This window comes from Streptomyces sp. NPDC002513 (assembly GCF_053595355.1).
The window spans coordinates 197305-215267 of the sequence record NZ_JBSFXK010000001.1; the positions used below are offsets into that span (position 1 = coordinate 197305).

Sequence of the window (17963 nt, forward strand, 5' to 3'; positions counted from 1 at the left end):
GTACGAGACTCGAATGGCTTTGCGGTACAGATCACGACCCGAGCGTATCGTTGCGTTTTGGCCGGACCCGCCCGCGAAGCCCCGTCCGCCGTCGTGGTTACCTCGCGGTAGAGATGACGTTTCGCTCGCCCCAGGTACACGATGGGGAGCGGCGCAGGCACATGCAGAAGTGGCCCTCTGACAGGTAAGGAACAGCGTGGCTTCCGGATCCGATCGCAATCCGATCATCATTGGCGGCCTTCCGAGTCAGGTTCCTGACTTCGATCCCGAGGAAACCCAGGAGTGGCTCGATTCCCTCGACGCCGCCGTGGACGAGCGCGGCCGTGAGCGGGCCCGCTACCTGATGCTCCGTCTGATCGAGCGGGCCCGCGAGAAGCGCGTGGCCGTGCCCGAGATGCGCAGCACGGACTACGTCAACACCATCCCCACCAAGAACGAGCCGTTCTTCCCCGGCAACGAGGAGATCGAACGCAAGATCCTCAACGCCACGCGGTGGAACGCCGCCGTCATGGTCTCCCGTGCCCAGCGGCCCGGCATCGGGGTCGGCGGGCACATCGCGACCTTCGCCTCCTCCGCCTCGCTGTACGACGTGGGCTTCAACCACTTCTTCCGCGGCAAGGACGAGGGCGACGGCGGTGACCAGGTCTTCTTCCAGGGCCACGCCTCGCCGGGCATCTACGCCCGCGCGTATCTGCTGGACCGGCTCAGCGAGAAACACCTGGACGGGTTCCGCCAGGAGAAGTCCAAGGCGCCCTACGGCCTGTCCAGCTACCCCCACCCGCGCTCGATGCCGGGCTTCTGGGAGTTCCCGACGGTCTCCATGGGCCTCGGCTCGATCTCGGCGATCTACCAGGCCCGGATGAACCGCTACATGCAGGCGCGGGGCATCGCGGACACCTCCCGGTCGCATGTGTGGGCGTTCCTCGGCGACGGCGAGATGGACGAGCCGGAGTCGCTCGGCCAGCTCACCCTCGCCGCCCGCGAGGGCCTGGACAACCTGACCTTCGTCGTCAACTGCAACCTGCAGCGCCTGGACGGCCCGGTGCGCGGCAACGGCAAGATCATCCAGGAGCTGGAGTCGGTCTTCCGGGGTGCCGGCTGGAACGTGATCAAGCTCATCTGGGACCGCACCTGGGACCCGCTGCTGGCGCAGGACCGGGACGGGATCCTGGTCAACAAGATGAACACCACGCCGGACGGCCAGTTCCAGACGTACGCCACGGAGTCCGGCGCCTACATCCGTGAGCACTTCTTCGGCGACGACCAGCGGCTGCGCGCGATGGTCGAGAACATGACCGACGACCAGATCCTGCACCTGGGCCGTGGCGGTCACGACCACCGCAAGATCTACGCGGCGTTCACGGCGGCCAAGGAGCACAAGGGCCAGCCGACGGTGATCCTGGCCAAGACGATCAAGGGCTGGACGCTCGGCCCGAACTTCGAGGGCCGCAACGCGACCCACCAGATGAAGAAGCTGACGGTCGACGACCTGAAGCACTTCCGGGACCGTCTGCACCTGCCGATCTCCGACAAGGACCTGGAGTCCGGCCTGCCGCCGTACTACCACCCGGGGCGGGACTCGGAGGAGATCCAGTACATGCACGACCGGCGCACGTCGCTCGACGGGTATGTGCCGACACGCGTCGTGCGGTCCAAGCCGCTCCAGCTCCCGGGCGACACGACGTACGCGTCCGTGAAGAAGGGTTCGGGCCAGCAGTCGATCGCGACGACCATGGCCTTCGTCCGTCTCCTCAAGGACCTCATGCGGGACAAGGAGATCGGCAGGCGGTTCGTGCTGATCGCGCCGGACGAGTACCGCACGTTCGGCATGGACTCGTTCTTCCCGAGCGCGAAGATCTACAACCCGCTCGGCCAGCAGTACGAGGCGGTCGACCGCGATCTGCTGCTCGCCTACAAGGAGTCGCCGACCGGGCAGATGCTGCATGACGGCATCTCGGAGGCGGGCTGCACGGCCTCGCTGATCGCGGCCGGTTCGGCGTACGCGACACATGGCGAACCGCTGATCCCGGTGTACGTCTTCTACTCGATGTTCGGTTTCCAGCGGACCGGCGACCAGTTCTGGCAGATGGCCGACCAGCTCTCGCGCGGTTTCGCCCTGGGCGCGACCGCAGGCCGTACGACGCTGACCGGCGAGGGGCTCCAGCACGCGGACGGGCACTCTCAGCTGCTCGCCTCGACCAACCCGGCGTGCGTGGCCTACGACCCGGCGTACGGGTACGAGATCGCCCACATCGTGCAGGACGGTCTGCGCCGGATGTACGGCAGCTCGGCGGAGCACCCGCACGGCGAGGACGTCTTCTACTACCTCAGCGTCTACAACGAGCCGATCCAGCAGCCGGCCGAGCCCGCGAACGTGGACGTGGAGGGCATCCTCAAGGGCATCCACCGGCTCAGCGAGGGCACCTCGGGCGCGGTGCCGGCGCAGATCATGGCGTCGGGTGTGGCGGTGCCCTGGGCCCTTGAGGCGCAGCGGATCCTCGCCGAGGAGTGGAACGTCCGGGCGGACGTCTGGTCGGCGACCTCCTGGAACGAGCTGCGGCGCGAGGCCGTGGCCTGCGAGGAGCACAATCTGCTGCACCCGGAGGAGGAGCAGCAGGTGCCGTACGTCACGCGGAAGCTCAGCGGTGCCGAGGGCCCGTTCGTGGCCGTGTCCGACTGGATGCGGTCGGTTCCGGACCAGATCGCGCGCTGGGTGCCGGGTGCCTACCAGTCCCTGGGCGCGGACGGCTTCGGCTTCGCGGACACGCGCGGTGCGGCCCGCCGCTTCTTCCACATCGACGCCGAGTCGATCGTGGTCGCGGTGCTCACCGAGCTGGCCCGGGCGGGCAAGCTGGACCGCTCGGTGCTGAAGCAGGCCATCGACCGCTACCGGCTGCTCGATGTGACGGCGGCCGACCCCGGGGTGGCGGGCGGCGACGCCTGAGGCCGGGCCGGCCCTGAGCGGACCGGGGGCGGCGGGGACAACTGCCCCGCCGCCCCTGCCCGTTCCCTGCGGTGCGGGCGAGTCCCGTGCCGACGACCGCGTGCACGGTGGTGGAGTGGGTGGTGCGGGCCGCGTTCGCCGCCGGCCGTCCGGTGCGGCTCGCGATCAGCCATCGGCGCCGGCAGTTCGTCCGGACCCACGTCGTCCGGGCCTGATGAGCACGTACGCCCGTCCTGCCTGCGCGCTGCCCCCCTCCGGCAGCGCGCCGCAGTCCGGCCTCCTCCGTCGTCCGCCCGTGCCGTCCGGAGGACGTGATCCACTGTGACCCGCGCCGCGCGCCGGGCGGGACGGATCTTTAGCGCGTTCACCCTGATGGGTGACATCGCCCCGGAACGGTGTCAGATGTGCGCGGCCCCGGCGCCCGCCTCCGCGTTCTCGCCTCGCTTGGTGAGCAGCGCGACCAGCACCGCGACGGCGGCGACGCCCGCGGCGACCAGGCAGGCCAGGCTCATGCCGGAGATGAACGTGTCGTGCGCGACGCCCGCGATCTTCGCGGCGATCGCGGCCGGCGTGCCCTGCGGCACCGGAGCGACACCCTGCTGGACCCCCTGCGAGACCTGGTCGAGCTGGGCGGGGGTGAGCGGCGGCAGCTTGGCCGCGGCCCAGTTGCCCGGGAGGTCCCTGTCCACGCGGGAGGCCATCACCGCGCCCAGGACCGCCGTGCCGAGGCTTCCGCCGATCTGCATCGCGGCCTGCTGGAGCCCGCCGGCGACGCCGGACAGCTGCATGGCCGCGTTGCCCACGATCACCTCGGTGGCGCCGACCATCACGGGGGCGAGGCCGAGGCCCAGCAGCGCGAACCAGACGGACATGACGCCGCTGCCCGTGCCCGCCTCGAGCTTCGACATGCCGAACATGGCGACCGCGGTGAGGAGCATGCCGCCGGCCAGCGGGATGCGCGGTCCGGCCTTGGTGATCAGGATGCCCGCGAGGGGGGAGCCGACGATCATCATGCCGGTCAGGGGCAGCAGGTGCAGGCCCGCGTCGACGGGGCTCATCCCGTGCACGTTCTGAAGGTAGAAGGTGACGAAGAACAAGCCGCCCATGAAGGCGATCGCCATGAGGACCATCAGGACGACACCCGCCGACAGCGGCACCGAGCGGAACAGCCCGAGCGGGATCAGCGGTTCCCGCACCTTCGTCTCCCAGAAGGAGAAGAAGGCGAAGCCCAGCACGGACGCGCCGATGAACAGCCAGGTCTTGCCGTCGCCCCAGCCCCAGGCCGGCGCCTTGATGAGTGCCCAGACCAGACAGAACATGGCGCCCGACAGCAGCCCGATGCCGAGCAGGTCGAAGGAGCGCGGCGCGTTCTGGGCCCGGTGGTCCCTCAGGATCAGCAGGCCGAGGACGAGCGCGAGCACGCCGACCGGCACGTTGATGAAGAAGACGGACTGCCAGCTGACGTGCTGGACGAGCAGGCCGCCGAGGATCGGGCCGCCCGCGGTGGAGGCGCCGATGACCATGCCCCAGATGCCGATCGCCATGTTCAGCTTCTCGGCCGGGAAGGTGGCCCGCAGCAGGCCGAGCGCGGCCGGCATCAGCAGCGCGCCGAACAGGCCCTGGAAGACGCGGAAGGTCACGACGAGGGGGATGCTGTCCGACAGGCCGATGGCGCCGGAGGCGGCGGCGAAGCCGACCACGCCGATCAGGAACGTCTGCCGGTGGCCGAAGCGGTCGCCGAGCTTGCCCGCGGTGATCAGGGTGACCGCGAGGGCGAGGAAGTAGGCGTTGGTGATCCACTGGACGTCGGAGAAGCTGGCGCCGAGGTCCTTGGCGATGGCCGGGTTGGCGATGGCCACGATGGTGCCGTCCAGTGCGACCATCATCACGCCGATGGCGACCGAGACGAGGGTGAACCACGGATGTCCGCGCAGTCCGCTGCCCGGTGCGCGATCCGGTGGTGCTGGCGACGTCCCGGTTGTCCTGCCCCCCGGTTCCGTCGCGTCGACGGTGGTCTGACTAGTCATGTTTTCGAGGCTAGTGACAGCCACTGACAGTTGACAAATGAGTTCACAAGTCAGTAACTGTCACGCCATGTGCCGATTGCCCGAACCGGGCGGATGGACGGAAAGAGGACACATGGAGACGGCAGCGCGGCCCAGCCTGCGAGAACGCAAGAAGCAGCGCACCCGGGACGCACTGCTGCGGGCCGCCCTGGGACTGTTCACCACCCAGGGCTACGAGGCCACGACCGTCGACGAGATCACCGAGGCCGCGGACGTCTCGCAGCGCACCTTCTTCCGCTACTTCGCCGGCAAGGAGGACGCCGTCTTCTTCGTGTCGTCGCTGGCGGAGTCGCACTTCGTCGAGGCGGTGCGGGCTCGACCGCCCCACGAGCCGCCGCTGGAGGCGCTGCGGCAGGCGATCCTGGAGGGCTGGGACACCATCGGCGAGGCCGTCGAGGAGATCATCCCGGCCGAACTCCATCTGCGCACCTACCGGTTGATCGAGTCGACGCCGGCCCTGTTCGCGACCCATCTGCGCCGCTCGGCGGAGCTGGAGGAGGACATCGCCCGCATCATCGCCGAACGCGAGGGCCTCGACGTGGACGCGGACCCGCGCCCGCGCGTCGCGGTGGCCGCGTTCGGCGGAGTGATGCGTGTCACGGAACGGCTGTGGGGCGCGGGCCAGGACATCAGCGTGGCCGCGCTGCGCGAACTGACCGCCCGGCACCTCGACGCCCTACGCCCGGCCTTGGCCGAGAAGTGGCGCGCGGACCGCTGACGCACGGAGCGTGCGGATCCCGTACACGTCAAGTGAATTCCCGTCAGACCGGGCGCACACCACGGCCGATGGAGTGAAGGCTTGGTGACACGGCGTACCGAGTGGCGCGCATCTCGTCGACACAGTGTGACGATCAACCCTCAACCGCGCCCGGTTTGCCGGAATTGATGGGTGCGAAACGTGAGACGCATCACTCGGTTAACGCGAGACACTCTCGTTCTCCTAGTGTGTCCTTCCAGTGACTTCCTTCGATACCTCCCCGCAACTCAACGTCTGGCGCGCACTGCTCGCGCTGGCCGTTGTCTTCGTGATGCTCGCGACGACCGGCTGGACCGCCGTACGCAGCCACCCCGGCGCCACGCCCCTCGCGGCCTCGCGCTCCGCGTGGAAGCACGGCCTGATCGCCGGGCGCGAGCTGCCGGACCCCGAGGGTTCCCCCGCGCGGCTGGCCCGCTTCTTCGCCTCGCTCAGCACCCACCAGCGTTCCCGGCTCGCCCACCGCTACCCGCTCGCGGTCGGCAACATGAACGGGGCGCCGCTGCGGCTGCGCTACGAGGCCAACCGCATCGCCCTGGACCAGCAGCGCAAGGTCGAGCGCGCCCGGATGCACGACGACCGGCTGTCGTCGGTCGGACAGCAGGAGGCCGGCCGTCTCATGCACCGCTTCGAGACGCTGATGGCCAAGGGCCGGCAGATCCTCGCCTTCGACCCGGAGGGTTCGGGCCGGATCGCCGAGGTCCTCGGCGACCTGGACACCGCCCAGCGCGTCTCGGTCGTCGTCCCCGGCGTCGACACCGACCTGCTCACCTTCCAGCGCACCAGCCGCATATATTCGGCGCCGGTCGGCATGGCCAAGTCGCTGTACGCGGCGGAGCGCGCGGCGAGCCCCCGGACCCGTACGGCCGTGATCGCCTGGGCCGACTACACCGCGCCCGGGGGCCTCGGGATGGAGGCGGCGACCGCGATGCGCGCCGAGGAGGGTGCCATACGCCTCAACGCCCTCGTCCGCGCCCTGCCCGGCCGGGCGCCCGTCCAGCTCTACTGCCACAGCTACGGCTCGGTGGTCTGCGGCGTGGCCGCGCACACCCTGCCGTCACGGGTGTCCGACATCGCCGTGGCGGGCAGCCCCGGCATGCGCACCGAGTCGGCCGCCGGACTGCACACCACGGCCCGGGTATGGGCGATGCGGGACGCCGACGACTGGATCAAGGACGTGCCGTACCTGGAGGTCGGGGGCCTCGGCCACGGCGCCGATCCGGTCTCCCGCGGCTTCGGGGCGCGGGTGCTGTCCGCACGGGGAGCGAAGGGGCATCCCGGGTACTTCGAGCCGGGCACCGAGAGCCTGCGCAACTTCGCCGAGATCGGCGTCGGCGCGTACCACGCGGTGCGCTGCGCCGACGGCACCGACACCTGCCGGGCGGGTTTGTCCGGCACGGCGGCGGCCGGACGCGCGTAGAAATACGGGAATCGCGGTCGGCCCGGGGAGGCGACGGAGGAGCGCGTGCCGCATACGATGAGCCGCATGGGTGACGTACTGGCCGGATTTCATGCCGTCTGGGAGTTCGAGTCCGACTCCGTGCTCATCCGCTTCGAACGGGGGATTCGTTCACCGAAGCTGTTCCAGGCGCTCGGCGAACGCCGGGTCCCCCTGGAGGCGATCACGGGGGTGACGCTGACGCAGGGCAGGCGCGGAACCGTCGTCCTGCGCGCGGTGCCACGGCCCGGCGCCGATCCGCTGACGGAGGCGGCGGCGGGACAGCTCAAGGAGGCCTTGGACCCCTACCGGCTGGTGCTGCCCGCCGACCGCCACACCCTCGCCGAGTACTACGCCGACGAGCTGCGGGCCCTGATCACCGAGGACGACACCCCGGCCGAGCGGTTCCTGGTGGCGCCGCCCGAGGCGCCGCTGCACTTCAAGGCGTACGACGGGAAGGCGTCCTTCGACGGCCGGACGGTGTCCTTCCGGTGGTCCTGGACGGGCGCGTCCTCCGCCAAGTGGAAGGCCGGCGACCAGAGCTTCCCGGTCACCGCCCTCACCGGGGTCGAGTGGCGCTCCCCCGAGGCCCTGGAGGGTCATCTGCGGCTGCTGCGGCGGGACGCGGGTGCCGGAGCGCCGGTGCAGCCGGACCAGGACCCGGCCGCCGTCGTCTTCGGCCTCGGCTACGGCCCGGTGCACGAGTCGCTGCCGTTCGCCGCGGCGGTGCTGGCCGCGGTGCGGGCCGCCGGGCCCCAGGCCGGCCCCGCCGCCGTGATACCGGCGGCGCGCCGGGACCCGGCGGACATCGCCGAGCGGATCCGCCACCTCGGGGAACTGCACGAGGCGGGGCTCGTCACGGACGAGGAGTTCGCCACGAAGAAGGCGGAGCTGCTGGCGGAGCTTTAGGGCTCCGAACACACTGGGCTGCCGGGTGGGTCGCTACTCCCGCCCCGCCGACGCGAACGTCATGTCCGGGTAGCGGTCGCCCGCCACCTGGGCCGCGATCGGTTCCAGCAGCGCCAGTTCCTCGTCCGTCAGGACGATCCGGGTCGCCGCCGCGTTCTCCTCGACACGCGAGCGCCTGGTCGTGCCCGGGATCGGAACCACCGGGAGGCCGTGCACCGCGCTCTGCTGCTGCACCCAGGCCAGTGCGATCTGGGCCAGGGAGACACCGTGCGCCGCGGCGACCGTGCGGACCGGCTCCAGGAGCCTTTGGTTGACGGCCGCGTTCTCGCCGGTGAAGCGCGGCATCGTACGGCGGAAGTCCTGGCGGTCAAGGTCCGTGTCGGCGTCGGAGAAGGAGCCGGTGAGGAAACCGCGGCCCAGCGGCGAGTACGGCACCAGGGCCACGCCCAGCTCCTTGGCGGCCGGCACCACGTGCGCCTCGATGTCCCGGCTGAACAGGGACCACTCCGACTGCACGGCGGCGATCGGGTGGACGGCCTGGGCCGCGCGCAGCTCCCCGCCCGTGACCTCGCTCAGCCCGAGGTGCTTCACCTTGCCCTCGCGCACCAGCTCCGCCATGGTGCCGACGGTCTCCTCGATCGGCACCTTCAGATCACGGCGGTGCATGTAGTAGAGGTCGATCACCTCGACGTCCAGCCGCCTCAGGCTGGCCTCGACGCAACTGCGGATGTAGGGCGCGTCGTTGCGGATGATCCGCTTCGTGGGGTCGTCCGGCGAGGTCGAGATCGCGAACTTGGTGGCGATCACGACCTCGTCCCGGTGCGCCGTGAAGAACGGCGACAGGAACGTCTCGTTCTCCCCGGCACCGTAGGCGTCCGCGGTGTCGTAGAGCGTGACGCCCAGCTCCAGTGCCCGCTCCAGGGCGGCGCGCGACTCCCCGGCGTCCGAGGGACCGTACGCCCAGCTCATCCCCATGCAGCCGAGTCCCTGCACGCCCACCTCGGGGCCGTCGCCGCCGAGGTGCACCTTCGCGATCCTGCTGTCCGTCATCGGGGCCTCTCCGACGCCAGGGCGCGCCCGGCGTCCGCGTAGAAATCGATTTTGCGGTTGAGCACCGCGAGCGTGTCCTGGAGTTCCGTGATCCGGGCAAGCACATCCCGGCGGGTGGCCTCCAGGAGGTCGCGGCGTTCGCCGTACGTGTGGTCTCCGTCACGCACCAGTTCGGCGTAGCGCACCATGTCGGCGACGGGCATGCCGGTGAGCCTGAGCTTGCCGACCAGGTCGAGCCAGTCGAGGTCGGCGTTGCAGTAGCGGCGCTGTCCGGTGTGGGAGCGGTCGATGTGGGGCATCAGCCCGATCCGCTCGTACCAGCGCAGGGTGTGTGCGGTCAGGCCGGTGAAGGCGACGACCTCGCTGATCGTGTAGCTGTCCTGTCCGTCGGGACGGGGATGCCGTTTGGGCGGTACGGAGCAGATGTCGGTCCCGCGGTCGGCCGCCTCGGCCATGGTCTCCATCACCGTCATGACCTTTACGCTAAAACGTTGGAGTGCACTCCAAGCAAGCGGAATGCAGGGAAAACACTAAGACCCGGGCGGGCTCCTGTGATGAGCTGCACGCCATGAGTCTCGTACGCCGGGCCGTGCCCGAGGATGCCGAAGAAGTGCTGCGCCTGCGCCAGGTGATGCTGGATTCCGTGTTCTCCGCCGATTCCTCCACCCACTGGCATACGGAGTCCCTGCCGACCCTGCGCGGCCGGCTCGGCGGCCCGGACGACGGCTTCGTGGCGTTCGTGATCGACCATCCCGGGCGGCCGGGGGCGCTCGCCGCACTGGCGGCCGGCACGGTCGAGTACCGGATCGGGCGGGCGGGCAACCCGCACGGCCGGGTGGGACACGTCTTCAGCGTCGCCACCGATCCCGGCACGCGCCGTCGCGGTTATGCCCGCGCCTGCATGGAGAGCCTGCTGGACTGGTTCCGCGAGCAGGACGTCCGGCAGGTCGATCTGAACGCGTCCGCGCAGGCCGAGCCGCTGTACGCGGCGCTGGGCTTCGTCCGCAAGCCGGACCCCTCGATGCGGCTGAGCCTCTGAGCCGCTCAGGAGCGGGGCCCGGCGGCTGGGCCCGCACCGCGCACATCTCGCGGGACCCGGCGGGGCTCCTCACAAAAACACGCACAATGGCCTGCACAAGGAAAGGTGAACCAAGCGGCGGAACAAGGCCGTTCAGCCCAGTCCGGCCCTATGATCCCTTGCGTGTCGGGGACTTCATCAGGAACGTCACGTTCGGGTACGTCATCGGGGCCGTCGTCAGGGGCAGGGGCCCCGGCCGAGTACCACTACGCTCACGCCGCCGCGCGGCACTACAAGGACGCCGTCTACCTCCAGGACGGCGGCCGCCTGCCCAACGCGGACTACCACTTCGGCTTCGCGGTGGAGTGCGCGCTGAAGAGTCTGCTCCTCAGGTTCACGGTCGCCACCATGGCTCCCAAAAGGCAGGGGAAGCCGCCTGCGAAGGCCCCCTGGGTGCCGGATCCGGTGACGGGCAGGGTGAGCCTCGAGTACGGCCATCTGCCGTGGGTCGCCGCCGATGTCGCCCTGCTGACGCACGGCCGGTCCGCGGCCCGCTTATCGGCCTCGCTCGGCAACCTCACTGCGTTCGACTCGTGGTCTGTCGACCAGCGTTACCTCGACGGGACCGCGGTTGCCGAAGCCGACGTGTCGCAGCGGCGTACCGTGGCCCAAGAGATCCTCGCCCTGCACGAACAAGCCGTGATCACCGGAAGGCTCCAGTGACCCTGCCCCCTGTCCCGGTCCGGTTCGACGACGCCCGTCCCCGCGCCTTGGCCGTCGCCCACGACGTGGCCGCCGAGGGCCTGGACGTGCTGCTCGTACGTGACGTGCTGGGCCGTTTCGCCCTCGTTGTCGACGACCGCGCGAAGGACGCGCCGGCAAACCGGGCGGCCGCCTGGTGCGAGCGCCTGACCGAGGACCTGCAGCGGTACGCCGTCGACCGGCCCTTGTTGCTCGCCTCGAGCCTGTTTTCGGCAGACGACCTGCTCGGCTCCGAGCGCGCCCGGCCGGACCCGCTGCACCTCCCGGCCGCCGGACACGGCAGCGTCCGTCTCCTCGACAACACCGTGGTCGGGGAGGACTGGGCCCAGGTGTCCACTCCGGCCGTCGAGACCAATGGCTCACGCACCCACCGCACCGCCCTGTACGGCTTCAAGGGCGGCGTGGGCCGGACCACGGCCACCGCCGTCCTCGCCCGCCACCTCGCCGACCAGGGTCACGTCGTCCTCGTCGTCGACCTCGACCTGGAGTCTCCAGGTGTCGGCCCGCTCCTCGCCGACGGGGCGCTGCTGCCCCGCCACGGCATCGTCGACCAGCTCGTCGAGTCCGCCGTGGGCAACGCGGACGGCCTGGACCTGGTGGCCCCGACCGGGTATCGACCACGCACCGGCCGGGGTGAGCTGTGGGTGGCCCCGGCACGCGGCCGGGGCGCCAAGGACGTCCCGTACTCCTATGTCGACAAGCTCAACCGGGTGTACGCGGACATCCCCGGCAGAGACTTCGCCGACCGCCTGGCGGCCTCGGTCCGCGCCTGCGAGGACGCCGTGGCCCGCGAGGGCGAGAGCGGCCGCCGCCCCGATGTGGTCCTCCTCGACAGCCGGGCCGGCATCCACGACATCGCCGCCGTCACCATCTCCCGGCTGTGCGACCTGGCCCTGCTGTTCGGTGCGGACAACCGTCAGACCTGGGGCGGCTACGGCGACCTCTTCGCGGCCTGGCACTCCTCCGGGCAGGCCCGCGCGATCCGCGAGAAGCTGCGCATGGTCGCCTCCATGGTCCCGGACCCGCCGCAGCGCCCCATGGGTGCCTATCTGGAGTCGTTCCGCGAGCACTCCTGGGAGTGCTTCTCCGTCCTGTACGACGACGACGTGCCCGAACCCAAGACAGGCCGGCTGCTCCCGGGGGCCTTCTCCCCGTCACTGGAGGACGACTCTGCCCCGCACTACCCGATCCCCATCCTGTTCGAACCCGGCCTCGTCGGTCTGGACGCGGGCAGCGCGCCCGGCTGGCAGGACCGCGCATTCGTGCAGGCCGCGTACCGTGACTTCCTGACCACCGCCACCCTCCTGATCACCGCAGATCCGCAGAGCGACGAAGGACCGTGATGACGACCGCACTGGGCGCCGAGGAATACCGCGAGCTGCTCTCCGCAGTGCTGCCCGAGGCCACGGACGCCGACACGCTCCTTCCGGACGTGCACACCCTGTTCACCCCGGACAGCCACCGCGTTGCGCTCTACGTCGACAGCACCGTGGTGCGCGGCGGGCGGGGCGTCGGCAAGACCTTCTGGTATCGCTCACTGCTCGACGACACCCTGCGGGATGTCACCGCCGACGAGTACGGCATCGAGCGGCTGCGCCGACTCACCGTGTCGCCCGGGTACGGGGCGGCCGTCGAGCCGGACCTGTACCCGGGCACGGGCGTCCTGCGGCAGCTCGTCGAGGAGGGCGTGCGGCCCTACGACCTGTGGTACGCCGTCCTGCTGACCTCCCTCGGCCAGCCGGAGCTGCGCGCCCTTCCGGAGTGGCGCGACCGGGTCACCTGGGTGCGCGCCAACCCCGGCGTAGCGGAACGCACGGTGCAGCAGGCGGACCGGGAGGCACAGCAGTACGGCACCACGCACCTGCTCATCTTCGACGCCCTGGAACACCTCCACCGGGTCCGCGCCCAGGCGGACCGCCTGGTCGGCGGCATCCTGGAACTCGCTCTCGCCATGCGCCTGGGCACCCGGAACATCCGCTGCAAGGTGTTCATCCGCCCCGACATGTTCGACGGCGCGCTCCTCCACTTCCCCGACGCCTCCAAGCTCACGGCCAACGCTGCCAGCCTGACCTGGTCCAACGCCAACCTGTACGGGCTGCTCTTCCACTTCATGGGCAACCACGACGGTGAGTACGCGGAGCGCTTTCGCGACAGCACGGGCGGCTGGGAGACCGACGCCTTCGGTCGCCGCCACATCCCGCCCGCCCTGCTCAGGGGCGACGAGCGGTCCCAGGCTGAGCAGTTCGCGGAGATCGCAGGCCCCTACATGGGCGCCAACTACCGCAAGGGCAACACCTACACCTGGCTGCCCAACCATCTCATGGACGGCGTCGAGCAGGTCAGCCCGCGCAGCTTCCTCAGCGCGCTGAACAAGGCCGTCGCCGAGACCCGCGGCACGTACGCGGGGCATGAGTACGCCCTGCACCACGAAGGCATCCGCCGAGGGGTGCAGACAGCGTCCGAGACTCGGGTGCGGGAGGTCGGCGAGGACATGCCGTGGGTGCGTCTGGCCGTCGATCCGCTGGCCGGCCGACAGGTCCCCATGGAGCAGGACACCGTCACGGAGCTGTGGCGCGAGGCCCGGCTGACCGACGTCCTGCGCAAGGAGGCCGAGCGGTACGAAGTGGGGGTCGACGAGGACACCCTCGTCCGCACCGGCCCCCGTTATCCGGACGACCCGGACCGTCTGATCGAGGAGCTGATCGCCCTCGGCGTGATGCGCCGCCGCCGCGACGGGCGCATCGACCTGCCCGACGTGTACCGCATCGCCTTCAACATCGGCCGCAAGGGGGGAGTGCCGAGGGTCGCAGGCTGAGACGGGCCCGTCAGCACGCGGGAGTGCCGAGGGTCGCAGGCCGAGCCGCTGTACGCGGCGCTGGGCTTCGTCCGCAAGCCGGACCCCTCGATGCGGCTGAACCTCTGAGCGGCATAGTCTCGTGCCCATGTCCCTGCAGAGCCTGGCGCTGATCGAGAACTGGCCCGTCCCCACCGCCGCCGCGGCGGTCGTCCGCGCGGACGGCACCGTGCTCGGCACGTACGGGCCGGTCGGCCACCGCTTCCGGCTGGCCTCGGTCACCAAGCCGCTCGCCGCCTACGCGGTGCTCGTCGCCTACGAGGAGGGGGCGCTCGACCTGGACGAGCCCGCCGGACCGCCCGGCGCGACGGTGCGCCATCTGCTCGCGCACACCTCCGGCCTGGCGTTCGACGAGCACCGGGTCACGTCGGCGCCCGGGGAGCGGCGGCTGTACTCCAACGCCGGGTTCGAGGTGCTGGGCGACCATGTGGCGACGGCGACGGACATCCCCTTCGCCGAGTACGCCCGGCAGGCGGTGCTGAAGCCGCTCGGCATGACGTCCACGACCCTCGACGGCTCCCCGGCGAAGGACGGCGCCTCCACGGTGGCGGACCTGGCACGGTTCGCGGCGGAGGTGCAGGCACCGCGACTGCTGGACCCGCGCACGATGGCGGAGGCGATGACGGTGCAGTACCCCGGGACGAAGGGGGTGCTGCCCGGGTACGGTCACCAGAACCCCAACGACTGGGGGCTCGGCTTCGAGATACGCGCCTCCAAGTCGCCGCACTGGACGGGGAGTTCGTCCTCACCGAGGACCTTCGGGCACTTCGGGCAGTCGGGGACGTTCCTGTGGGTCGATCCGGACGCGGGCGCCGCGTGCGTGGCCCTGACGGACCGGGCGTTCGGACCTTGGGCGATCGAGGCGTGGCCTGTTTTCACGGATGCGGTGCTGGCGGAGCTGCGCGGCTGAGGACTCCCTGGCCCGGCTCGTCCGCCGTCTTGGCCAGACACTCGAACCACACCGTCTTCCCGCTTCCGTCCGGGCGCGGCGTCACACCCCACCGGTCGGTGACCGCCTCGACGAGGAGCAGCCCGCGCCCACCGTCGGCGAGCACGTCCCCGACCGCCCGGACGGGCAGCCGCGAGCAGCCGTCGGCCACCTCCACCCGCACCCCGTCGGGCATGAGCAGGAAGCAGGTGCGGCAGCGGCGCCCGGGCACGTGCCGCACGACGTTGGCGACGAGTTCCGTCAGCGCGAGCTCGGCCGCGTCGGCAACTTCCGGGAGCCCGGAGCCGGTGAGGTAGAGCCGCAGAATGCGGCGCAGGTGCCGCGCCGAGTGCTCGCCCAGTGCGAACTCGGCGCGGTAATCCGTGGCGAAGTCCGTCGTCTGCGGACCAGTTGCGTGATTCACATCACCAGCCTGCGACGTTGTGACTACGCTCGGCTACGCAACGAAACGAACGCCGCGAGGCGTTGCAGGCCGGAGGTACCGCCGTGGCCAACATCCAGTCGCTCGACCCCAGCGCTTCCCCGCTCGACTACTACGGCTGGGAACTGCGCCGCCAACGCGAGGCCCACGGCCTGAAGCAAGGACAGCTCGGCGAGATCATCTTCTGCACCGGCTCGCTGATCGGCCAGATCGAGACCACGAAGAAGATCCCCACCCGCGACTTCTCCGAGCGGGTCGACGCCGCCCTCGGCACGGACGGGCTGTTCTCCCGGCTGATCGGCCTGGTGCTGCGAAGCCAACTGCCCCACTGGTTCCAGCCGTACGCGGAGATGGAGGCGAAGGCGTCGTACATCTCCACGTATCAGGCGCAGTTGGTGTACGGGCTGCTGCAGACGGAGGAGTACGCGCGGGCGGTGCTCAGTGTCGACCGCCTCACCAAGGTGGACGAGATGGTGGCAGCCCGTATGGAGCGCCAGCGCATCCTCCAACGTGACGAGCCACCCGCGCTCTGGGTGATCCTGAGCGAGGCCGCGCTGCTCCTGGAGATCGGTGGACGCGACGTCATGCGCCGGCAACTCGCGTATCTGTTGGGCTTCCAGGAGGACCCATGGGTGCAGGTTCAGGTCCTTCCGTTCTCCACAGGGCAACACACTGGCATGATGGGGACGTTCACTCTGCTGAGGTTCGATGACGACCCTGATCTGTTCTACATGGACGGCTACGACCAGGGTCACATGACGGCCAATCCGGACGTGATCAAGGAACGCTCGGTCGGTTACGCTCGACTACAGGCCTCGGCCCTCTCCCCCGAGGATTCGGCGAGACTGATCACCCGCGTGATGGAGGAACGCTATGCGGCCCCGCACAGCACTGAGGAACGTTGAGTGGCGTAAGTCCAGTTACAGCGGCAGCAACGGCGGCGACTGCGTCGAATGCACCGTCACCGGCGGCGCGGCGTGGCGCACGTCCTCCTACAGCGGAAGCAACGGCGGCGAGTGCGTCGAGGTCGCCGACGGCTGCCCCGCCGGTGCCGTCCCGGTCCGTGACAGCAAGAACCCGTCCGGCCCGGTCCTGACCGTAGGCGCTGATGCCTGGCAGGCGTTCGTCGACAGCGTCTCGGAAACTCTGTGTGTGCCTGAGGGTTTCAGGCTTTTCGGGCGCGGCGTGGCCGTGTGTCGTCACGGTGGGGTCCAAACCTCGGGGTGAGGGGGTGGACTTCGGTGGCGTGCACGTGGTGGAAGCCGGTCCGCTCGGCGGCGTGGGTGCGCCGTCGACAGGTTTCGCGGGAGAGCCGCCCTGGCTTGGCTGGAGGAGGCTCCGGCCGGGGTGGGGCGGGTACCGCATGACCTGACACGGGCCTGTGAGGGGTGGGTGTCTGGGTGTCATGCCCCGCCGGACGCTTGACCGCCCTGGTGGGGGTGGTGGCGGGGACCGTACGCACATCGGGCATACGGCGGGAAGTCGGTGACCGGCGGGCCCGGGTGGGCCGGGCCGGGGTGGGGCAGCCCGGGGTGGGGCGGTTCTTGACCCGGGGTGGTTTTCGGTCCGCGTGGTCGGGTGGGGAGGGTGGCCGCGCGGCGGGCGCGGTGCAGGCGGCGGGTGGTCTTCTTCGGGCGGCGTACCACGGTGACGGTGGCGTCGATCGTGGTGCGGATGGTGCGGGTGGCGGTGGCGCGCTCGGTGATGGTGTGGGTCTGGGCGAGTAGGCCGCGGGAGACGATGCGGCGGGCTGCGGCGTGGTCGCGGTCCAGGGACAGCCCGCAACCGGTGCAGTGGGCCCATTTCCAGCCGCGCTCGGCCAGCCGGTCGGGCGCCGGGTGGTGGGTGAGCACGCCAAGGCACCGGGGGCACAGGGCGGAGGTGCCTCGGGCCGGGACGGTGATGCCGGTCTTGGCGGCCAGGTGCCGCATCGCCTCGGCCACGGTGCCGCGGACCTGTCCGGACAGCCGGGCATTGCCCCGGCGTTTGCCGCGGGCCTGAAGGGTGGCGAGGTCTTCGAGGTAGATCACGGACGCGCCGAGCGCGGCTGCCTGGTCGACGGCCCAGCGGGCGGCGGACCGGGCCAGCGCATCGTTCAGATGCCGGATGCGGGCGCACACCCGCTCATGCTCGCGCTCCAGCACCGCCGCCCGCTCCAGGAGCCGGTCCCGGTTGCGGTGCGGGGTGCCAGATGAGGCTGCGAGTGCCTGGTAGTGGTCGCGTTTGGCCGCGAGGTGTTCGCGGTGGGTGCGCAACCGGTGCACCTTCGCGCTCACCGCGGTGGCGTCGAAGATCAGGGGACGGCCGTCGGTGACCACCCGTGCCGCTTCACCCCGCCCGGTCAGGCGGCCCACGGCGCCGGTGAGCAGGGTGTTCACGCCCCAGTCGAAGCCGACCGCCACGGTGTGCCCGGTGGCCCGGGTGGAGGCCACCGGCCTGGAGTGCGGCAGGTCGACCGCGATGCGGCCGGCGGGGGTGGGACGCAGGGTCGGGCCAGCAGTGCCATGACCACGGCCCGGCGGTGCAGGGCCAGCCGCAGCATGCGGGCCGCCTGCTCCTGACCCGCCCGCCGCACCCGGTCCGACACATACACCCCAGCAGTCCCGCCCGCCCCGGCACACCCAGCAGAAGCAGAAGCAGAAGCCGGGGCGGGAACGTTCCAGCCCAGGCGGCGCAGGGCCATCCAGCCCTTGGACGGCAACGCCACGCCCCGCTCGTCAACCCCGGCGGCCAGCACATCCAGCGACGCCTCGTCCCACCTGGCAGCCACTAGCCCAGCCGCCAGATCCCGGCACAAG

At 70.7% G+C, this 17963-nt stretch carries 16 protein-coding genes and 1 pseudogene; 12 read left to right on the plus strand and 5 right to left on the minus strand.

The genetic code is table 11. The features are described 5' to 3' along the window. The first annotated feature begins 196 nt into the window (after positions 1-196). A complete protein-coding gene (aceE, locus tag ACWD5Q_RS00950) occupies positions 197-2944 on the plus strand; it encodes a pyruvate dehydrogenase (acetyl-transferring), homodimeric type (protein ID WP_451424844.1) in 2748 nt (915 codons plus the stop codon). A gap of 86 nt (positions 2945-3030) precedes the next feature. Continuing rightward, positions 3031-3159, plus strand: a complete 129-nt coding sequence (locus tag ACWD5Q_RS00955) for a hypothetical protein (protein WP_451424845.1) — start codon at positions 3031-3033, stop codon at positions 3157-3159. A gap of 183 nt (positions 3160-3342) precedes the next feature. On the opposite strand, the gene ACWD5Q_RS00960 is transcribed toward ACWD5Q_RS00955, so the two are convergent. Continuing rightward, positions 3343-4971: an MFS transporter gene (locus tag ACWD5Q_RS00960; protein ID WP_451424846.1), complete on the minus strand. Its 1629-nt coding sequence runs from the start codon at positions 4969-4971 to the stop codon at positions 3343-3345. A 112-nt stretch (positions 4972-5083) separates the two neighbouring features. On the opposite strand from ACWD5Q_RS00960, the gene ACWD5Q_RS00965 reads away from it, so the two are divergent. From ACWD5Q_RS00965 to ACWD5Q_RS00975, 3 genes are all read left to right on the plus strand, one after another. Continuing rightward, positions 5084-5728, plus strand: a complete 645-nt coding sequence (locus ACWD5Q_RS00965; RefSeq protein ID WP_451424847.1) for a TetR family transcriptional regulator — start codon at positions 5084-5086, stop codon at positions 5726-5728. Between the two features lie 238 nt (positions 5729-5966). Continuing rightward, a complete protein-coding gene (locus ACWD5Q_RS00970; protein WP_451424848.1) occupies positions 5967-7184 on the plus strand; it encodes an alpha/beta hydrolase in 1218 nt (405 codons plus the stop codon). Positions 7185-7250: 66 nt separating this feature from the next. Then, positions 7251-8111 carry a DUF4429 domain-containing protein gene (locus tag ACWD5Q_RS00975; protein WP_451424849.1) on the plus strand — a complete coding sequence of 287 codons (861 nt, stop codon included), beginning with the start codon at positions 7251-7253 and terminating at the stop codon, positions 8109-8111. A gap of 33 nt (positions 8112-8144) precedes the next feature. Here ACWD5Q_RS00975 and ACWD5Q_RS00980 read toward each other — a convergent pair whose 3' ends face one another. Together ACWD5Q_RS00980 and ACWD5Q_RS00985 are read right to left on the minus strand one after the other, a co-directional pair. Continuing rightward, positions 8145-9161, minus strand: a complete 1017-nt coding sequence (locus ACWD5Q_RS00980; protein WP_451424850.1) for an aldo/keto reductase — start codon at positions 9159-9161, stop codon at positions 8145-8147. Continuing rightward, positions 9158-9634: a MerR family transcriptional regulator gene (locus tag ACWD5Q_RS00985; RefSeq protein WP_451424851.1), complete on the minus strand. Its 477-nt coding sequence runs from the start codon at positions 9632-9634 to the stop codon at positions 9158-9160. Before ACWD5Q_RS00985 ends, ACWD5Q_RS00980 begins: the two co-directional genes overlap by 4 nt. Positions 9635-9729: 95 nt before the next feature. On the opposite strand from ACWD5Q_RS00985, the gene ACWD5Q_RS00990 reads away from it, so the two are divergent. The 5 genes from ACWD5Q_RS00990 to ACWD5Q_RS01010 all read left to right on the plus strand — a co-directional run bounded on the left by ACWD5Q_RS00990 (position 9730) and on the right by ACWD5Q_RS01010 (position 14705). Next, complete coding sequence (locus ACWD5Q_RS00990) at positions 9730-10200, plus strand: GNAT family N-acetyltransferase (RefSeq protein WP_451424852.1); 471 nt, start codon at positions 9730-9732, stop codon at positions 10198-10200. A gap of 162 nt (positions 10201-10362) precedes the next feature. Then, complete coding sequence (locus ACWD5Q_RS00995) at positions 10363-10902, plus strand: hypothetical protein (RefSeq protein WP_451424853.1); 540 nt, start codon at positions 10363-10365, stop codon at positions 10900-10902. Then, positions 10899-12284 (plus strand): KGGVGR-motif variant AAA ATPase, encoded by a 1386-nt coding sequence (locus tag ACWD5Q_RS01000; RefSeq protein ID WP_451424854.1) that lies wholly within the window; start codon positions 10899-10901, stop codon positions 12282-12284. The genes ACWD5Q_RS00995 and ACWD5Q_RS01000 overlap by 4 nt, the downstream gene beginning before the upstream one ends. After that, positions 12284-13756 (plus strand): hypothetical protein, encoded by a 1473-nt coding sequence (locus ACWD5Q_RS01005; protein WP_451424855.1) that lies wholly within the window; start codon positions 12284-12286, stop codon positions 13754-13756. Before ACWD5Q_RS01000 ends, ACWD5Q_RS01005 begins: the two co-directional genes overlap by 1 nt. 127 nt (positions 13757-13883) lie before the next feature. Then, a complete protein-coding gene (locus ACWD5Q_RS01010) occupies positions 13884-14705 on the plus strand; it encodes a serine hydrolase domain-containing protein (RefSeq protein WP_451424856.1) in 822 nt (273 codons plus the stop codon). Here the strand turns inward: ACWD5Q_RS01010 and ACWD5Q_RS01015 are convergent. Beyond that, a complete protein-coding gene (locus ACWD5Q_RS01015) occupies positions 14671-15147 on the minus strand; it encodes an ATP-binding protein (RefSeq protein WP_451424857.1) in 477 nt (158 codons plus the stop codon). The genes ACWD5Q_RS01010 and ACWD5Q_RS01015 overlap by 35 nt on opposite strands. Positions 15148-15230: 83 nt before the next feature. Between ACWD5Q_RS01015 and ACWD5Q_RS01020 the strand changes: the two genes are divergently transcribed. Beyond that, complete coding sequence (locus tag ACWD5Q_RS01020; RefSeq protein WP_451424858.1) at positions 15231-16070, plus strand: helix-turn-helix domain-containing protein; 840 nt, start codon at positions 15231-15233, stop codon at positions 16068-16070. Continuing rightward, positions 16039-16302, plus strand: a pseudogene (locus ACWD5Q_RS01025) (DUF397 domain-containing protein); the annotation flags it as partial. The gene ACWD5Q_RS01020 and the pseudogene ACWD5Q_RS01025, both read left to right, overlap by 32 nt. A 266-nt stretch (positions 16303-16568) precedes the next feature. On the opposite strand, the gene ACWD5Q_RS01030 reads toward ACWD5Q_RS01025, so the two are convergent. Continuing rightward, complete coding sequence (locus ACWD5Q_RS01030) at positions 16569-17597, minus strand: zinc ribbon domain-containing protein (protein ID WP_451424859.1); 1029 nt, start codon at positions 17595-17597, stop codon at positions 16569-16571. Positions 17598-17963: the final 366 nt, after the last annotated feature.